Source organism: Ideonella margarita, from assembly GCF_038066635.1.
Classification (GTDB): domain Bacteria; phylum Pseudomonadota; class Gammaproteobacteria; order Burkholderiales; family Burkholderiaceae_C; genus Ideonella; species Ideonella margarita.
Genome location: NZ_JBBUTI010000008.1, coordinates 186,610 through 201,442, shown reverse-complemented (window position 1 = coordinate 201,442; position 14,833 = coordinate 186,610). Strand labels below are relative to the sequence as shown.

Annotated in this window: 16 protein-coding genes; 8 read left to right on the top strand and 8 right to left on the bottom strand. The window is 67.1% G+C overall.

The genetic code is table 11. The annotated features are described in order from the left end of the window. Positions 1 to 15: 15 nt before the first annotated feature. Both AACH00_RS13360 and AACH00_RS13355 read right to left on the bottom strand, forming a co-directional pair. Positions 16 to 330: a hypothetical protein gene (locus AACH00_RS13360; protein ID WP_341399644.1), complete on the bottom strand. Its 315-nt coding sequence runs from the start codon at positions 328 to 330 to the stop codon at positions 16 to 18. Positions 331 to 396: 66 nt separating this feature from the next. Continuing rightward, a complete protein-coding gene (locus AACH00_RS13355) occupies positions 397 to 711 on the bottom strand; it encodes a hypothetical protein (protein WP_341399638.1) in 315 nt (104 codons plus the stop codon). Between the two features lie 259 nt (positions 712 to 970). Here AACH00_RS13355 and AACH00_RS13350 point away from each other — a divergent pair, with 259 nt between their 5' ends. Genes AACH00_RS13350 through AACH00_RS13335 form a run of 4 tightly spaced genes read left to right on the top strand, consistent with a single transcriptional unit; the run spans position 971 to position 5,742 of the window. Then, entirely contained in the window at positions 971 to 2,386 is a 1,416-nt protein-coding gene (locus AACH00_RS13350; protein ID WP_341399643.1) for a TolC family protein, read from the top strand. 32 nt (positions 2,387 to 2,418) lie between these two features. Next, entirely contained in the window at positions 2,419 to 3,405 is a 987-nt protein-coding gene (locus AACH00_RS13345) for an HlyD family secretion protein (RefSeq protein WP_341399642.1), read from the top strand. Positions 3,406 to 3,421: 16 nt separating this feature from the next. Next, a complete protein-coding gene (locus tag AACH00_RS13340; RefSeq protein ID WP_341399641.1) occupies positions 3,422 to 4,615 on the top strand; it encodes an ABC transporter permease in 1,194 nt (397 codons plus the stop codon). After that, complete coding sequence (locus AACH00_RS13335; RefSeq protein ID WP_341399640.1) at positions 4,612 to 5,742, top strand: ABC transporter permease; 1,131 nt, start codon at positions 4,612 to 4,614, stop codon at positions 5,740 to 5,742. The genes AACH00_RS13340 and AACH00_RS13335 overlap by 4 nt, the downstream gene beginning before the upstream one ends. Positions 5,743 to 5,873: 131 nt before the next feature. Here the strand turns inward: AACH00_RS13335 and AACH00_RS13330 are convergent, their stop codons facing one another. Continuing rightward, positions 5,874 to 6,188 carry a hypothetical protein gene (locus AACH00_RS13330; RefSeq protein ID WP_341399639.1) on the bottom strand — a complete coding sequence of 105 codons (315 nt, stop codon included), beginning with the start codon at positions 6,186 to 6,188 and terminating at the stop codon, positions 5,874 to 5,876. A gap of 66 nt (positions 6,189 to 6,254) precedes the next feature. Then, positions 6,255 to 6,569 carry a hypothetical protein gene (locus AACH00_RS13325; protein WP_341399638.1) on the bottom strand — a complete coding sequence of 105 codons (315 nt, stop codon included), beginning with the start codon at positions 6,567 to 6,569 and terminating at the stop codon, positions 6,255 to 6,257. A 353-nt stretch (positions 6,570 to 6,922) separates the two neighbouring features. On the opposite strand from AACH00_RS13325, the gene AACH00_RS13320 reads away from it, so the two are divergent. Further along, complete coding sequence (locus AACH00_RS13320) at positions 6,923 to 7,948, top strand: LysR family transcriptional regulator (protein WP_341399637.1); 1,026 nt, start codon at positions 6,923 to 6,925, stop codon at positions 7,946 to 7,948. On the opposite strand, the gene AACH00_RS13315 is transcribed toward AACH00_RS13320, so the two are convergent. Further along, entirely contained in the window at positions 7,936 to 8,985 is a 1,050-nt protein-coding gene (locus tag AACH00_RS13315; protein WP_341399636.1) for an aminoglycoside phosphotransferase family protein, read from the bottom strand. The genes AACH00_RS13320 and AACH00_RS13315 overlap by 13 nt on opposite strands. A gap of 207 nt (positions 8,986 to 9,192) precedes the next feature. Between AACH00_RS13315 and AACH00_RS13310 the strand changes: the two genes are divergently transcribed. From AACH00_RS13310 to rsmA, 3 genes are read left to right on the top strand one after another with little or no spacing between them, the layout of a single operon-like run. Then, the gene (locus tag AACH00_RS13310) at positions 9,193 to 11,550 is read left to right on the top strand and encodes an LPS-assembly protein LptD (RefSeq protein WP_341399635.1); all 2,358 of its coding nucleotides are present in this window, start codon (positions 9,193 to 9,195) and stop codon (positions 11,548 to 11,550) included. Then, positions 11,547 to 12,887, top strand: coding sequence for a peptidylprolyl isomerase (locus AACH00_RS13305; protein WP_341399634.1), 1,341 nt, complete (start codon positions 11,547 to 11,549; stop codon positions 12,885 to 12,887). The genes AACH00_RS13310 and AACH00_RS13305 overlap by 4 nt, the downstream gene beginning before the upstream one ends. Beyond that, positions 12,884 to 13,651 (top strand): 16S rRNA (adenine(1518)-N(6)/adenine(1519)-N(6))-dimethyltransferase RsmA, encoded by a 768-nt coding sequence (gene rsmA, locus AACH00_RS13300; RefSeq protein ID WP_341399633.1) that lies wholly within the window; start codon positions 12,884 to 12,886, stop codon positions 13,649 to 13,651. Before AACH00_RS13305 ends, rsmA begins: the two co-directional genes overlap by 4 nt. Positions 13,652 to 13,753: 102 nt before the next feature. Here rsmA and AACH00_RS13295 read toward each other — a convergent pair whose 3' ends face one another. From AACH00_RS13295 to AACH00_RS13285, 3 genes are read right to left on the bottom strand one after another with little or no spacing between them, the layout of a single operon-like run. Continuing rightward, positions 13,754 to 13,945, bottom strand: a complete 192-nt coding sequence (locus AACH00_RS13295) for a hypothetical protein (protein ID WP_341399632.1) — start codon at positions 13,943 to 13,945, stop codon at positions 13,754 to 13,756. Next, positions 13,924 to 14,319, bottom strand: coding sequence for a barstar family protein (locus tag AACH00_RS13290; protein ID WP_341399698.1), 396 nt, complete (start codon positions 14,317 to 14,319; stop codon positions 13,924 to 13,926). The genes AACH00_RS13295 and AACH00_RS13290 overlap by 22 nt, the downstream gene beginning before the upstream one ends. A 48-nt stretch (positions 14,320 to 14,367) precedes the next feature. Then, a complete protein-coding gene (locus AACH00_RS13285) occupies positions 14,368 to 14,814 on the bottom strand; it encodes a guanyl-specific ribonuclease (RefSeq protein WP_341399631.1) in 447 nt (148 codons plus the stop codon). Positions 14,815 to 14,833: the final 19 nt, after the last annotated feature.

Below are 14,833 nucleotides of genomic sequence, written 5' to 3'. Positions count from 1 at the left end.
CCGCCACACACGGGATCAGTAGGCTTGGGCCAGGCCGGTGGCGGTGCGGCTGACCGGGGTGGCAGGCAGGAAGCCGTCGGTGTCGAACGGGTTGTTCTGGCCAGAAGCGCGGGCGGCCAGGAACTCGGCACGCACTTGCTCGCGGGTCAAGCCGACAGCGGCGACCTTGGCAGCACCTTCACGCACGGCGACGACATCGGCGTTGGCCGGAGCGGCGACCACATCAGCGCGCTGGAAAGCAGCGGGGATGGCGTCAGGAGCCGATTGGGCCGAAGCGGCGTTGGCGGCGATGAGGGCGATGGCGGCGAAGGCAACTTGGAAGCGGTTCATGATGTTTTCTCTTTCGGGTTCGGTGGGGATGTTTGTGTTCAGCAGTTCAGTGCTGGATTGCTTGTCTTACTTGGCTTGAGCCAGGCCGGTGGCCGTGCGGCTGACCGGGGTGGCAGGCAGGAAGCCGTCGGTGTCGAACGGGTTGTTCTGGCCAGAAGCGCGGGCGGCCAGGAACTCGGCACGCACTTGTTCGCGGGTCAAGCCGGCAGCAGCGACCTTGGCGGCACCTTCACGCACAGCGGCGACAGCCGGGGTAGCGGGGGCGGCGACCACATCAGCGCGCTGGAAAGCAGCGGGGATGGCGTCAGGAGCCGATTGGGCCGAGGCAGCGTTGGCGGCGACGAGGGCGATGGCGGCGAAAGCAACTTGGAAGCGGGTCATGATGAGGTCCTTGAGGTTGAGGTCAAACGGTGCCAGGCACGGCGGTGAGCACTTACTGAGTCGCTCCGTCTTGTCCAGCCTCGGTGAGTCGTTGTTTTGTGTTCGGCTCATCGATGTAGTGAACTGTACAGATTGCTGTTTGATGAATAAACAGTCTGAAAATAAATTTACTGTTGATAATTTGAAAACAAGCCTTTGGTGCAGCTGCCGCGCGCATTTCCTGTCCTCCACCAGCCAGCCGTCTGCTTACACTCGGCGCATGAGATGGCAAACCCTTCTGCAGCAGGCCTTCGCGGGCGTGCTTCTCTGTGCCGGGGTGCAGGCCCATGCACAGTTGGCGGTCGATGTGGGCGAAGCGATGAAGCTCGCTGCCGAGGCATCGGGTTCCGTGCGCGGCGCGCAGCTCGACGCCCAGGCCCGGGGGCTGCAGGCTGAAGCCCTGGACCGCCTCGGCGGCCCTTCGCTCAGCCTCACCGGTTTTGCCGGCCGCGTGTCCACGTCCATCAACCTGGATTTGTCGAACGTGGCCGCGGCCGCCAACCCGAGCCTGGGCATGCTCGACGCCGCCTTGCCCGGCGCGCCCATCCCCACCATCCCGAACGCCTACACCACCGACCGCATCGTCAACCTGGTTTCGGCCGGCTTGGGCTCGGTCTGGCCGATCTACACCGGTGGCCGGGTCGAGGCCCTGCAGGGGCTGGCCAGAGGCCGGGCGCGTGAGGCGCAGGCTGAGCAACAGGACGCCGAAGACAAGCTCGCCACCCTGGTGGCCCAGCGTTATTTCACGGTGCAGCTGGCGCGCCAGGCGCTGGCCTTGCGCAGTGATGCGGTCATCGGCATCGGCGCCCACCAGCAAAGTGCGCTGAAGCTGGAGCAGGCCGGGTTGATCGCCCGCGCTGAGCGTTTGCGTGCCGATGTGGCCCTCGACAACGCCCGCCGCGACGAAGCCCGCGCCCGCAGCGATCTGCAGCTGGCCGAGGTGGCGCTGCAGCGTCTGCTGCGCACCGATGCGCCGGTGCAAGCCACCACGCCGCTGTTCGTGCACAGCCAGGGTGTCGGGCCCTTGGCCAGTTTCATCGACACCGGCATGTCGCGCCACCCGGCGTGGCAGAAGCTGGCCGCCAAGCGTGATCAGGCGGACGAGTCCTACCGCCTGCAAGGCACCGAGCTGGCGCCCAATGTGGTGGCGCTGGCCAACGTCAACCTGAACCGCAGCAACGACAAGACGGTGCAGCCGAACTGGCAGGTGGGCTTGCACATGAGCCTGCCGCTGGTCAGCCGCATCGACCACGACAAGATGCGTGACGCAGCCCGCCTGCAGCAGCAGCGCGTGGAGGTGAGCGCCGAACAGGCTGGCCGTGACATTCCGACGCTGGTGGAGGCGCAATGGCGCGCCCTGGAGAACGCCCGCGCCCAGTACGTCAGCGGGGGTTCGGCGGTGGAGCTGGCCAGCGAGCATCTGCGCTTGCAGCAGGTGTCGTTTGCCCAGAGCCAGGCCACCTCCACCGACGTGACCGATGCGCAGCTCGGCCTGTCCAGATCGAAGATCGAACGCCTGCAGGCGGCCCACGATTACGTGATGGCGCTGGCGCGGCTGCTGGAGGCCTCCGGCCAGCCGCAGCGCCTGCCCGAGCTGGCCGCCAGCGCCGACATTCGCCTGCCGCTGCAGCCTTGAATCATCACGCGACCGCCGCCCCCCACACATCCATGAGCACCTCCAACATCTCACCCCGCTCTTTTGTGCTGCCCATCGTGGGGCTGCTGGTTCTTGGCGGCCTGGGCTGGGGCCTGAAAAAAGCCTTCGAGCCCCAGGTGCTGCCGCTGCAGGGCCAGATCGACGCGCAGGAAATCAATGTCTCGTCCAAGGTGCCGGGCCGCGTGGGTGCGCTGAAGGTCAGCCTCGGGCAATCGGTGAAGGCCGGTGACGTGATCTTCGAGCTCGACAGCCCCGAGGTCAGTGCCAAGGTGGCGCAGGCGCAAGCTGCGCAAGAGGCGGCCCAGGCCGTGGCCAACAAGGCCAGCCATGGTGCGCGGCCCGAGGAAATCCAGATGGCCCGGTCCAACTGGGAGCGGGCGCAGACCGCCGAGCGCATGGCGCGCACAACGCTCGACCGCGTGCAGGTGATGGCCGATCAAGGTGTGCTGGCGCGGCAGAAACGCGACGAGGCCGAGGCCCAGTGGCGCGCGGCGCAGCAGCAATCACAGGCCGCGCAGGCGCAGTTCCAGATGGCGAGCGCCGGCGCGCGCACGGAAGACAAGCAGGCAGCGTCGGCGCAGGCCCGGCAAGTGGCCGGTGTGGTGACGGAGGCCCAGGTGGCGCTGGCCGAAACCCGGGTACATGCGCCTGCGGCCGGCGAAGTGGCCAAGATCCAGATCCAGCCGGGTGAGCTGGCGCCGCAGGGGTTTCCGGTGGTCACCCTGGTGAACCTGAGCGACGCCTGGGCGGTGGTGGCGGTGCGTGAAGACCGCCTGGCCGCCTTTGCCGTGGGCAGCCAGCACGAGGCCGAATTGCCCGCCTTGGGCAAGCAGCAGCGCTTCACCGTGAGCTCGGTGGCGGTCATGCCGGATTTCGCCACCTGGCGGGCGGCGCGCCCCGGTGGCACCGATCTGCGCACGTTCGAAGTGCGGCTGCGTCCGGTGGCGCCCGTGCCGGGTTTGCGCCCGGGCATGAGCGTGCTCTTCGCCGCCCCTTGAAGCGCCACGCCGCGTGATGCTGGAGCCCACGAGCGAGACCGCAGCTGGCTGGCGGGCCGCGCTGGCCCGCGAGAGCCGCTGGCTGCGCGCCAGCCCCTGGGACATGGCGATGCTCACGCTCATCCCGTGGGCGGTGTGCGCGCTGGTGGTGTGGATCTTTTCTGTCGGCGTGCCGCGTGACCTGCCCATCGTCGTGATCGACCAGGACCAATCGGCCTTGTCGCGGCAGATGGACCGCTTTCTCCAAGCCTCACCGGGCATCAGCGTGGTTGCGCATGCCGCCAGCTGGGAAGAGGCGCTGAGCCTGCTGCGCCAGCGGCAGGCGTTTGGCGTGGTGATCTTTCCGGCGCAGCTGCAGACCCAGGTGCTGGGTGGCCGGGCCGCCACCGTGCAATGGTTCTACAACGGGCAGTTCCAGTCGCATGTCGGCGGTTTGTCGCGCGATGTGCGCGCGGTGGTCAGCACCTTGTCCGTGGGCATCGAGTTGAGTGCGCGTGAAAAGCGCGGCGCCGCCCCGGTGCTGGCCAAGGCGCAGTTCGAGCCGATCCGCATGAAGCTGGTCACCTTGTTCAACGAGTCGGCGAGTTACGAGTTTTTCCTGACCCTGGCCCTGCTGCCGGCGGTGATGCAGATCTTCATCACCCTGGCGGCCGTCACGGCCATCGGCCGGGAACTGAAGGCCGGCAGCGTGCCCGAGTGGCTCGCCACGGCCGGCGGGCGCTGGCACGTGGCCCTGGCCACCAAGCTGGCCTGGCCGGCGCTGGCCTTTGGCGTGATGGCGCTGGCTTTTGTGCTGGTGATGGCCGGGGTGCGCGGCTGGGCCATCACGGACGCGCCGTTCATGGTGCTGGTCGGGCTGGGCTTGCTGGTGGCCGCGCAGCTGGCGCTGGGCGTGTTCCTGATCGGCGTGACGCTGGCGCTGCGCAACGGATTGTCGGCCGCGGGCTTCATCACCGCACCGGCGTTTGCCTTTGCCGGGCAGGGCTTTCCGTTGCAGTCGATGCCGGTGCTGGCGCGCGCCTGGGCCGAGGTGTTGCCGCTGACCCATTACCTGCAGTTGCAGAGCCGCCATTGGGTGGCCGGTGCCCCGGCCCGCTACGGGGTACCTGACCTGCTGACGCTGGCCGCCATGACCCTGGGCTTCGGCCTGCTCGGTGCCTGGCTGCTGCGTCGACGCGCCCTGGCGCCGAGTGCCTGGGGTCGGTCATGAAGCCCGTTTGGCAAGCTTTTGTGGCCAGTTGGTGTGCATTGCTGGCTGATGCAGGCGTGATGTTGCTGCTGTTTGGTGGCGGGGTGGTCTACGCCTTCTTCTATCCGCTGCCCTACGCGCACGAGTCTGTGCAGCGCGTGCCGGTGGCGGTGGTCGATCAGGACCGCAGTGCCTTGTCGCGCCAACTGGTGCGCTACCTCGATGCGCATCCGGCCCTGCAGGTGGTGCAGGTCACGCCGGATGTGGCCCCCGCCCAGGATCTGCTCTGGCGCAATGAAGCCGGCGGCGTACTGATCATTCCGGCTGGCATGAATGCGCGGGTGCTGTCGGGCAAGGTGGCTGAAGTGGAGTTGGTCGGCCACGGCGCCTACCTGATGCTCAACAAGGCCGCGCTGGGTGGCTTGGCGGAAGTGGTGGGCACGGTGTCCGCCGGCATCGAGCTCAAGCGACTGGCGGCGAGTACACCCTCGTCAGTGCAGGCGGCGGCACAGCGGCAACCGCTGGGGCTGAACAGCGTGCCCTTGTTCAATGTGCGGGAGGGCTACGGCGCCTATCTGGTGCCCGGCGTGGCCGTCATCATCATCCAGCAGACCTTGCTGATGGCCGTGGCCATGCTGATGGGCACCTGGGCTGAGCGCGGGCGCGTGCCGGTGCCTGCCACGCCGGCCGGCTGGTGCGGCCTGTGGCTGACCTGCACCAGCGCCGCACTGCTGAATTGCGCCTGGTGGTTCGGCTTCGTCCTGTGGGTGCAAGACTATCCGCGCGGTGGCAATGCCGCCGGCCTGGCGGTGTTTGCGGTGGTCTTCTCGATGTGCGCTGCCGCCTTGGCCGTGCTGCTGGGGGCATGGTTCCGCAGTCGCGAGCGCAGCGTGCAGTTGATGCTCGGTCTGGCTGTGCCGATCTTGTTCGTGGCGGGTCTGTCGTGGCCTTCCCAGGCCTTGCCGCCGCTGCTGGCCGCCGTGCGCTGGGTCTTGCCGTCCACCGCGGGCGTTCAGGGCTTTGTGGCGCTGAACCAGTTGGGCGCCAGCTCGCACGACATTGCGCCGGAGTTGATGGCGCTGGCGGTGAGCGGTGTGCTGTTCGCTGCGCTGGGATGCTGGCGCTGGTGTCGACCGCGCGCTGCCTGAACATCCGTCGGCATCGCGCCCCGCCCTGAAATGCACAAGGCCCGCATGCTGCGGGCCTTGTTGTTGGTGCCGGGGCCTTAAGCCCTAACCTGGCAAGCCGAGTGTTGGCCCGGCTGACCGTATTTGCCGGCTTACTTGGCTTGGGCCAGGCCAGTGGCGGTGCGGCTGACCGGGGTGGCAGGCAGGAAGCCGTCGGTGTCGAACGGGTTGTTCTGGCCGGAAGCGCGGGCGGCCAGGAATTCGGCGCGCACTTGTTCGCGGGTCAGACCGGCAGCGGCGACCTTGGCAGCACCTTCACGCACGGCGACGACATCGGCGTTGGCCGGAGCGGCGACCACATCAGCGCGCTGGAAAGCAGCGGGGATGGCGTCAGGAGCCGATTGGGCCGAGGCAGCGTTGGCGGCGACGAGGGCGATGGCGGCGAAAGCAACTTGGAAGCGGTTCATGATGTTTTCTCTTTCGGGTTCGGTGGGGATGTTTGGGTTCGGCAGTTCAGTGCTGGATTGCTTGGCTTACTTGGCTTGGGCCAGGCCAGTGGCCGTGCGGCTGACCGGGGTGGCAGGCAGGAAGCCGTCGGTGTCGAACGGGTTGTTCTGGCCAGAAGCGCGGGCGGCCAGGAACTCGGCACGCACTTGTTCGCGGGTCAAGCCGGCGGCAGCGACCTTGGCGGCACCTTCACGCACAGCGGCGACAGCCGGGGTAGCGGGGGCAGCGACCACATCAGCGCGCTGGAAAGCAGCGGGGATGGCGTCAGGAGCCGATTGGGCCGAGGCAGCGTTGGCGGCGACGAGGGCGATGGCGGCGAAAGCAACTTGGAAGCGGGTCATGATGAGGTCCTTGAGGTTGAGGTCAAACGGTGCCAGGCACGGCGGTGAGCACTTACTGAGTCGCTCCGTCTTGTCCAGCCTCGGTGAGTCGTTGTTTTGTGTTCGGCTCATCGATGGGATGAACTTTACGGGTTAACCCTTTCGGGATAAACCCGCCAAACCTGCATTCACCGTTGAGGATCGAGCAATAAACTCAAATCCAATTCAACCGCTATGTGCGAAATCGGGTCATTCCGGGCGCTTGTCTGTCAGCTGCCGCACGGCCGCGTCGATGAAATGGCTGGCGTCTGTTGACCTGTGGCGAACAAAGCTGTTCAATGGCTTTCGCCAATTCCACCCACTGGAACAATTCAATGGACTCCTTGCGCGCCATGCGGGTGTTTGCCCGCGTCATTGACGAGGGCAGTTTTGCCGGTGCCGCCCGTGCGCTTGACCTCGCGCCGGCCGTGGTGACGCGCCTGGTGGCCGACCTGGAAGAACACCTGGGCGCCCGCTTGATGAACCGCACCACGCGGCGCATCTCGCTCACCGAGATCGGTGAGAGTTACCTGGAGCGGGTGCGGCAAATCCTGGCGGACATTGATGATGCGGAGGCGATGGCGAATGCGTCCGTGTCCGACCCCAAGGGCCATGTGCGCATGCTGATGCCGCCGGCCGTTGCGGTGCACCAGCTGGCCAAGCACCTGCCGCGCTTTCATGCGATGTACCCGCAGGTGACGCTGGAAATCGTGGCCAACGGCCCGGTGGAAACCGTCGATGACGGCTTCGACCTGACCATCGCGCTGGTGCGCAAGCCGCTGGAGGGCAACTTCATCGCGCGGCGGCTGGCGCGCACCGAGGTGATCAGCTGCGCGTCGCCCGAGTACCTCGACAAGCACGGCCGGCCCAAGCACCCGGAAGACCTGGCCCGCTATGACGTGCTGATCCCGCCGATCTCCGAGCTGCAGCGCGGCATCACCTTCTATCGGGGCACCGATCCGGAGAACCCGACCGACTCGTTCCACGCGGTCCCGCGGCGGGGCGTGCTCAGCACCATCAATGTCGACGCGAACTACGCGGCGGCGCTGTCGGGGCTGGGCGTGGCGGGCTTGCCGTCGTTCGTGATTGAAGACGCGCTGATGGAGCACGCCCTGGAGCGTGTGCTGCCGGAGTGGCGGCTGTTCAGCTCCACGCTCTGGGCCTGCATGCCGACGCGCCAGCACGTGCCGGCGCGCACCCGCGCCATGCTGGATTTCCTGGTGCAGGTGTTCGGTGGCGAAGACCGCGACCCGTGGCTGGCCGCGGCCGGCTGCGAAACCCCGTGCGCCAGCCTGCTGGCGAACTGTGCGCCGGCCAGCGAATCACTGGCCGATGGCCGGGCCGTGCCTCAGAAGGTGTAACCCACCGACACCTTGTTGTCCTGCATCGGCTCGATCAGCAGCAGCAGGGGCTTGAGCGGGCCATAACGCATGGCCACCTTGGTGACGTAGGCGAAGAAGCGCGGCAGGTCGGTGCTGTACTTCGGCTTGCCGTCGCGGTGCTTCAGGCGGCAGAAAATGCCCAGCACCTTCAGGTGGCGCTGCAGGCCCATCCACTCCAGCTGGCGCCAGAACTCACCGAAGTCATCGCCCACCGGCAGGCCGGCCTTGCGGGCGGCATCCCAGTAGCGCACGGCCCAGTCAATTTCCCGCTCCTCATCCCACGAGATGAAGGCGTCGCGCAGCAGCGAGGCCACGTCGTAGCTGATCGGGCCGCGCACGGCATCCTGGAAGTCGAGGATGCCCGGGTTCGGATCGGACACCATCAGGTTGCGCGGCATCCAGTCGCGGTGCACCGCCACGGTGGGCTGGGCCAGCGCGCTTTGCACCAGGGCGTCGCACACCCGGTCCCAGTGGCCTTGCTGCACCGGTGTCCAGGTGATGCCGAATTCACGCTGCACGCACCACTCGGGGAACAGGGCCAGCTCGCGGCGCAGCAGGGCGTCGTCATAGGCGGGCAGGGTGTCCGCGGGCACGTGGCCCTGCCAATGCACCAGTGCCTTGATCGCGTCGCGCATCAGGCGGTCGGATTGGCGAATGTCACCTTCCTGCATCACCTCCAGATACAGCGTGCTGCCCAGATCGCGCAGCAGCAGGAAGCCTTGTTCGATGTCGGCGGCCAGCACCTCGGGGCCATGCAGGCCCGCGGCCTGGATCAACTCGCCGACCTGCAGGAACGGGCGAACGTCTTCGAGCGGCGGCGGCGCGTCCATGATGACCAGGCTGCCACCATCCTTGCCGGTGATGCGCAGGTAGCTGCGGAAGCTGGCGTCGGCGGATGCCGGGGTCAGGGTGTCCAGCTTCAGGCCGTGCTGGGCGGCCAGCGGCGCCAGCCAGGCGTTGAATGCGGCGTGGCGCGCTGAATCGGTCCAGGCGACCGGTTGTGAGGTGAGGGTCATGGGGCAGTGTGCGCCGGGCGGGCGGGTGTCAGGGAAGGGCCGGGCACGAGGAAAACCACGCAGCCGGGCCACCACACGGCCGGCACGGCCCTCGTGGATAATCGCAAATTCTACTGAGGCCCGCATCGCGGGCGTTGCGGCCGCCTCGTGCGGCCCGAATGCAACGCCGGCGCCGGCCTCATCCGATCACCTTGCCTGCGCACGCGCTTGTTGCACCGACCTGAATCTGCCCGGCCACGCCACGCTGCCCTGCGCCGCTCCCGCCACGCCCCCCAGCCCCTGTGGCTGGCATTGCTGGCCATGGGCCTGGGCCAGAGCGTTGCCCTGGCGCAGTCGGCACCGGCGTCTGCTGCACCCGCACCCGCAACCGCTTCCGGCGTGGCCGCCACGCCCAACGGTCCGGTCACCATCACGGCCCGGGAGGTGCGCAGCGAGCTCGACCGCGCCACCACCGCTGCCGGTGAAGTGGAGTTGCGCCAGGGCCGTCTCACGCTCAGTGCCGACCTGCTGCGCTTCGAGCACGACAGTGAAATGGTGCAGGCCTCCGGCCGCGTGGTGGTGCAGCGCGACCAGGACCGCGTCATCGGCCGCGAAGCACGCCTGAAGCTCGATACCGGCGCCGGCTATGTGCTCGGCCCGACCTATCACTTCGCCCGCACCGGCGCGGGCGGCGACGCGGCCCGCATCGACTTCATCGGCTCGCAGCAGGTGTCGGCGCTGTCGGCCAACTACACCAGTTGCCCGCGCGACGACGTGCTGGGCCCGGACTGGGTGCTCAGCGCCGACAAGCTCGACCTCGACTTCGAGAAGAACGATGGCCGGGCCGAAGGCGCCGTGCTGCGCTTCATGGATGTGCCCATCCTGGGCTTTCCGGTCCTGAGCTTCCCGTCCACCGAGGCGCCGCGCTCCGGCTGGTTGCCCCCGACCATCGACCCCTTCGACAGCCGCAGTGGTTTTGGTCTGGCGCTGCCGTATTACTGGCACATCGCACCGAACTACGACGCGACGATCACGCCGACCCTGGCCACCCGCCGAGGCCTGGGCGTACAGGGCGAGTTCCGCTACCTGCAGCCGTCCGACAGCGGCAAGCTGCAGCTGCATGCCTTGCCGCATGACCGCTCTGCCGGCCGCTCGCGCCAGTCGTTCTGGTTCGAGCACACAGGCTCGCTGGCAAACGCCTGGTTCTACAGCGCGGACTGGCAGTCGGCGTCTGACGACAACTACTGGAAAGACTTTTCCGGCACCTTGCCCAGCCTGACCCCGCGCCTGCTCTCGCAGAGCGTGCAGGCCAGCCGCCGCTTCGAGCTGGGCACGGCGGAGCTGGAGGCCTACGGCCGCGTCCAGAACTGGCAGGTGCTGCAGAGCACCACCGACCCGATCACCTCTCCCTACCACCGCGCGCCGCAGATCGGCCTGCGACTGACGGGCTTGAGCGCCGGGCTGCAATACGAGCTGGAAACCGAAGCCAATCGCTTCCAGCTGCGCGACCTTGCCACCAACGACACCCGCCCTGAAGGCGAGCGCGTGCACCTGCAGGCCTCGGTCAGCCGCCCGTGGGACAGTGGCTGGGGCTGGATCACGCCCAAGGTGGCGCTGAACGCCGCGAGCTACCGCACCGACACCGCGATGGCCGATGGCCGCACCCGCGTGGGCCGCAGCATCCCGACCTTCAGCCTCGACGCCGGCCTGCGCTTCGACCGCACCACGCAGCTCTTCGGCCGCGACCTGGTGCAGAGCCTGGAGCCGCGCCTGCACGTGGTGCAGACGCCGTACCGCGACCAGTCGAAGCTGCCCAAGTTCGACGTGGGCGCCAACGACTTCAACGAGATCTCGATCTACGCCGACAACGTCTTCTCGGGCATCGACCGCATCGCCGACGCCAAGCAGATGACGCTGGGCGCCACCACGCGCCTGCTGGACGCCCGCACCGGCGGCGAGCTGCTGCGCTTCGGCGCGGCGCAGCGCTTCCTGTTCCGCGACCAGACCATCACGGCGCTGACGCCCGACGGCACCACCCCCACCGACGGCCGCTTCTCGGACGTGCTGCTGTTCGGCTCGGCCACGCTGGTGCCGCAGTGGCGCCTCGATTCGACGGTGCAGTACAGCGGTGACATCAACCGCTTCACCCGCTCCATCGTGTCTGCGCGCTACCAGCCGCTGCCCTTCCACACGCTGGCCGCCACCTACCGGTTTGCCCGCGGCTTGAACGAGCAGGTGGAACTTGGCTGGCAGTGGCCGATCTACAAGGGCGCGCTGCGCAGCGGCAGCAGCTGCCAGGGCACGATGTATGGTGTGGGCCGGATCAACTACAGCATGCGCGACAACCGCATCACCGATTCCATCGCCGGCGTTGAATACGATGCCGGCTGCTGGATCGGCCGGATCGTGGCCGAGCGCATCTCCACCGGCCAGAGCGAGGCGCGTCAGCATTTGATGGTGCAGCTCGAACTGGTTGGCTTGTCTCGCATCGGCTCGAACCCGCTCAAGGTCCTGAAGGACAATATCCCCGGTTACCGGTTGCTGCGCGACGAAGACGCAGTGCCGACCCCCACGGTGAACCCATGATCCAAATCCCTGTTCCTTTCCGCCTGTTGCCCCTGGCGCTGGTGGCGGCCCTGGCCTCGGGCCCGGCTGCTGCCCAGTTTTCGGCGAAGCCGCGCACCGCGCTGCAGGCCTCCCGGGCAGCCGACTACATCGTGGCTGTCGTGAACAATGAACTGGTCACGCAGGTGGAGCTGACCCAGCGCATCGCCCGGGCACGTGAAGAGGCGCAGCGCGCCGGCACGGCCATGCCCGCCGATGACGAACTGCGCAGCCAGGTGCTCGAATCGCTGATCGATGAGCGCGTGATCATCACCTTCGCCCGCGACAGCGGCTACAAGGTGGATGACCCGGAAGTTGACCGCGCCGTGACCAACATCGCCACGGCCAACAAGATCACCATGGCCGAGCTGCGCACCCGCCTGGCCGCCGACGGCATCGAATACGCCCGGTTTCGCGCCAACCTGCGTGACCAGCTGATGTCCGAGCGCACCCGGGAGCGTGAAGTCAACAGCCGCATCAAGGTGTCCGACGCCGATGTGGAGCGTGTGCTGGCCGAGCAGCAAGCCAAGCGTGCTGCAGTGAGCGAGCTCAACATCGCGCAGATCCTGGTTTCGGTGCCTGAAGGCGCGAGCGAAGCCGTGGTGGCCGCCAAGCGCGCCCGCGTTGCTGAAGCCCAGGCCCGGCTGAAGGGCGGCGAGCCGTTCGAGCTCGTGGCCAAGGCCTTCTCGGAAGACAGCAACAAGGACCGCGGCGGCGAAATCGGCGCTCGTCCAGCCGAGCGTCTGCCCGACCTGTTTGTCGAGACGGTGAAGACCATGGCCGTGGGCGCGGTCACGGCAGAGCCGGTGCGCAGCGGCGCAGGCTTCCACCTGCTGAAGCTGCTGTCGCGCTCCGACAGCACCGTGATGACGATGACGCAAACCCGCGCGCGCCACATCCTGCTGCGTCCGTCGCCCCGTTTGTCGGCCGATGCCGCACAGCGTCGCCTGGGCGAGTTCCGCGACCAGGTGCTGACCGGCAAGCGCAGCTTCGACGACCTCGCCCGCGAGTTCTCGGAAGACGGCAGCGCACCGAATGGCGGCGACCTGGGCTGGGCCACGCCGGGCAGCTTCGTGCCCGAGTTTGAAGAAGCGATGAACCGCCTGGGCCCGGGCGGCCTGTCGGGCCCGGTGACTTCGCGCTTCGGTGTTCACCTGATCCAGGTGGTCGAGCGCCGCTCGGTGCCGGTCGATCCGCGCCAGGTGCGTGAGCAGGCCCGCAATGCGTTGCGTGAGCAGAAGTTCGAAGAGGCCTACACCGAGTGGGTGGCCGAGTTGCGTCAACGCGCCTACATCGAAATGCGCGAGCCGCCGCTGTGAGCGCAGGCCACCATCAGGCGCGCAAGCGCTTCGGTCAGCACTTCCTGAGCGACGGCGCCATCATTGACGGCATCATCCGCGCCATCAACCCGCAGCCCGGCCAGCCACTGGTCGAGATCGGGCCGGGCCTCGGTGCGATGACGCTGCCGCTGCTGGCCGAGTGCCAGCAGTTGACGGTGATCGAGCTGGACCGTGATCTGGCGGCCCGCCTGCGTGAGCGCAAGGGCCTGACGGTGATCGAGTCAGACGTGCTGCGGGTTGATTTCGCTGCGCTCGCCGACACCATGGGCGCCAAGCTGCGCGTCGTGGGCAACCTGCCCTACAACATCTCGTCGCCGATCCTGTTCCACCTGCTGGAGCAGGCTGACCGCGTCGAAGACCAGCACTTCATGCTGCAGAAGGAAGTGGTCGACCGCATGGCCGCCCAGCCGGGCAGCAAGGTCTATGGGCGCCTGAGCGTGATGCTGCAGTGGCGCTATCACATCGAAGCCTTGTTCGATGTGCCGCCGGAGTCGTTTGATCCGCCCCCGAAGGTGGATTCGGCGATCGTGCGCATGCTGCCGCTGCCGCAGCCTGCCAATATCGACGTGCGCCGTTTCGAGGCGATGGTGCAGGCGGCGTTCTCGCAGCGCCGCAAGATCCTGCGCAATGCCCTGGGCCCCTGGCTGGCCGCACAAGGCTACCAGGGCGATTTCAACCTGCAACGGCGTGCGGAAGAGGTGTCCGTGGCCGAGTTCGTGGCCCTGGCGCAATCGCTGCCCTGAGCGGGCGCATCAGCAGGCATGCACCGCTTGGGCGGTGCGCCATGAAAAAAGGCCCGCTTGCTGCGGGCCTTTTTGCTTTCAGTCGGATGTTTGCGCTGCCGTTCAGGCGGCGTTCAACCACATCGAGGTGTCGAAGGCACTGCTCATCATCGGCATGTTGGTGCCGAAGTTTGGATTGGTGCCTGCCTTGGCGCTGGCCTTGGTGGCCGGCTTAGTAGCTTCTGGGGCCGTTTCAGCAGCCCGCTCCCATGACCCGTTTTCTTGGGAGCGGGCTACTGAAAAGAATAAAAACATCTGAACGGTATCTTCCGGTCCGACCAGTAATCGGCCGCATCACGGAAAACGTCGAGCAGCTGTTCCCGAGACTCGCGGTCGAAGCGCGAGTTGTCCGGGATCTGTTCAAGCACCACCACGAAGCCAGGCTGGGGGCCTGACTTGTGCACCAGATCGGTCATGCAATCGTAGAGCGCGTCCAGGTTTTTCCCGAAGTGAGACGGGAAAAGGAATGAGCTGGCAATGCCTTCCAGCACGTCCTGCTTGGACTGGGCTTCAGTCAGATTGGCGAACAGAAAGTGCTGGCCCGACTCCTGGGCCGCGCGCATCAGATCGTCGATCCGGTACGCGCGTATCGCCTGCACGATGTTGGGACGGACTGTCTGCAAGAGCATGGTCTCGTTCCTCCTGTGGTCAAGAAAATTCATGAACCGAGTCGATGATCACGGTGCGATGCGGCGAAAGCTCGCATAGTGGTCATCGGTGTAATAACAGGCTTCAGGGCGGGTTGGTGGGCTGCCGCCGCACACGATGCGCCGGGCACCGCGGTCGCGGGAGCCTGGAGTGCGCACTGTGTACTCGCGGTAGTAGCCGCGTGCTTGCCGAGGCAACGCACGTTCGCGGTTGCCGAAGACGCTGCCGTCCTTGCTGTACGGAAACGGGCCACCGGCCCGAATCAGTTGCTCGGTTTTCTGCGCTTCTGCGGGCAGGCTGCCCAGAGACACCACGTCGGCAAGCCGTGCGGTGTCGCGAGCGTGAACCTGCTGCGGCGTGAACAACGCGCACAAGGCGACGATGCTCAAAGTTGCCGCTGCGTTGACCATCACATTGGCAGTGAGCCCCAACTTGCGAAGGGACTGAGCCACCGGGAGTGGATCAAAGCGCGCCACGGGTTTACCCTGAATACTT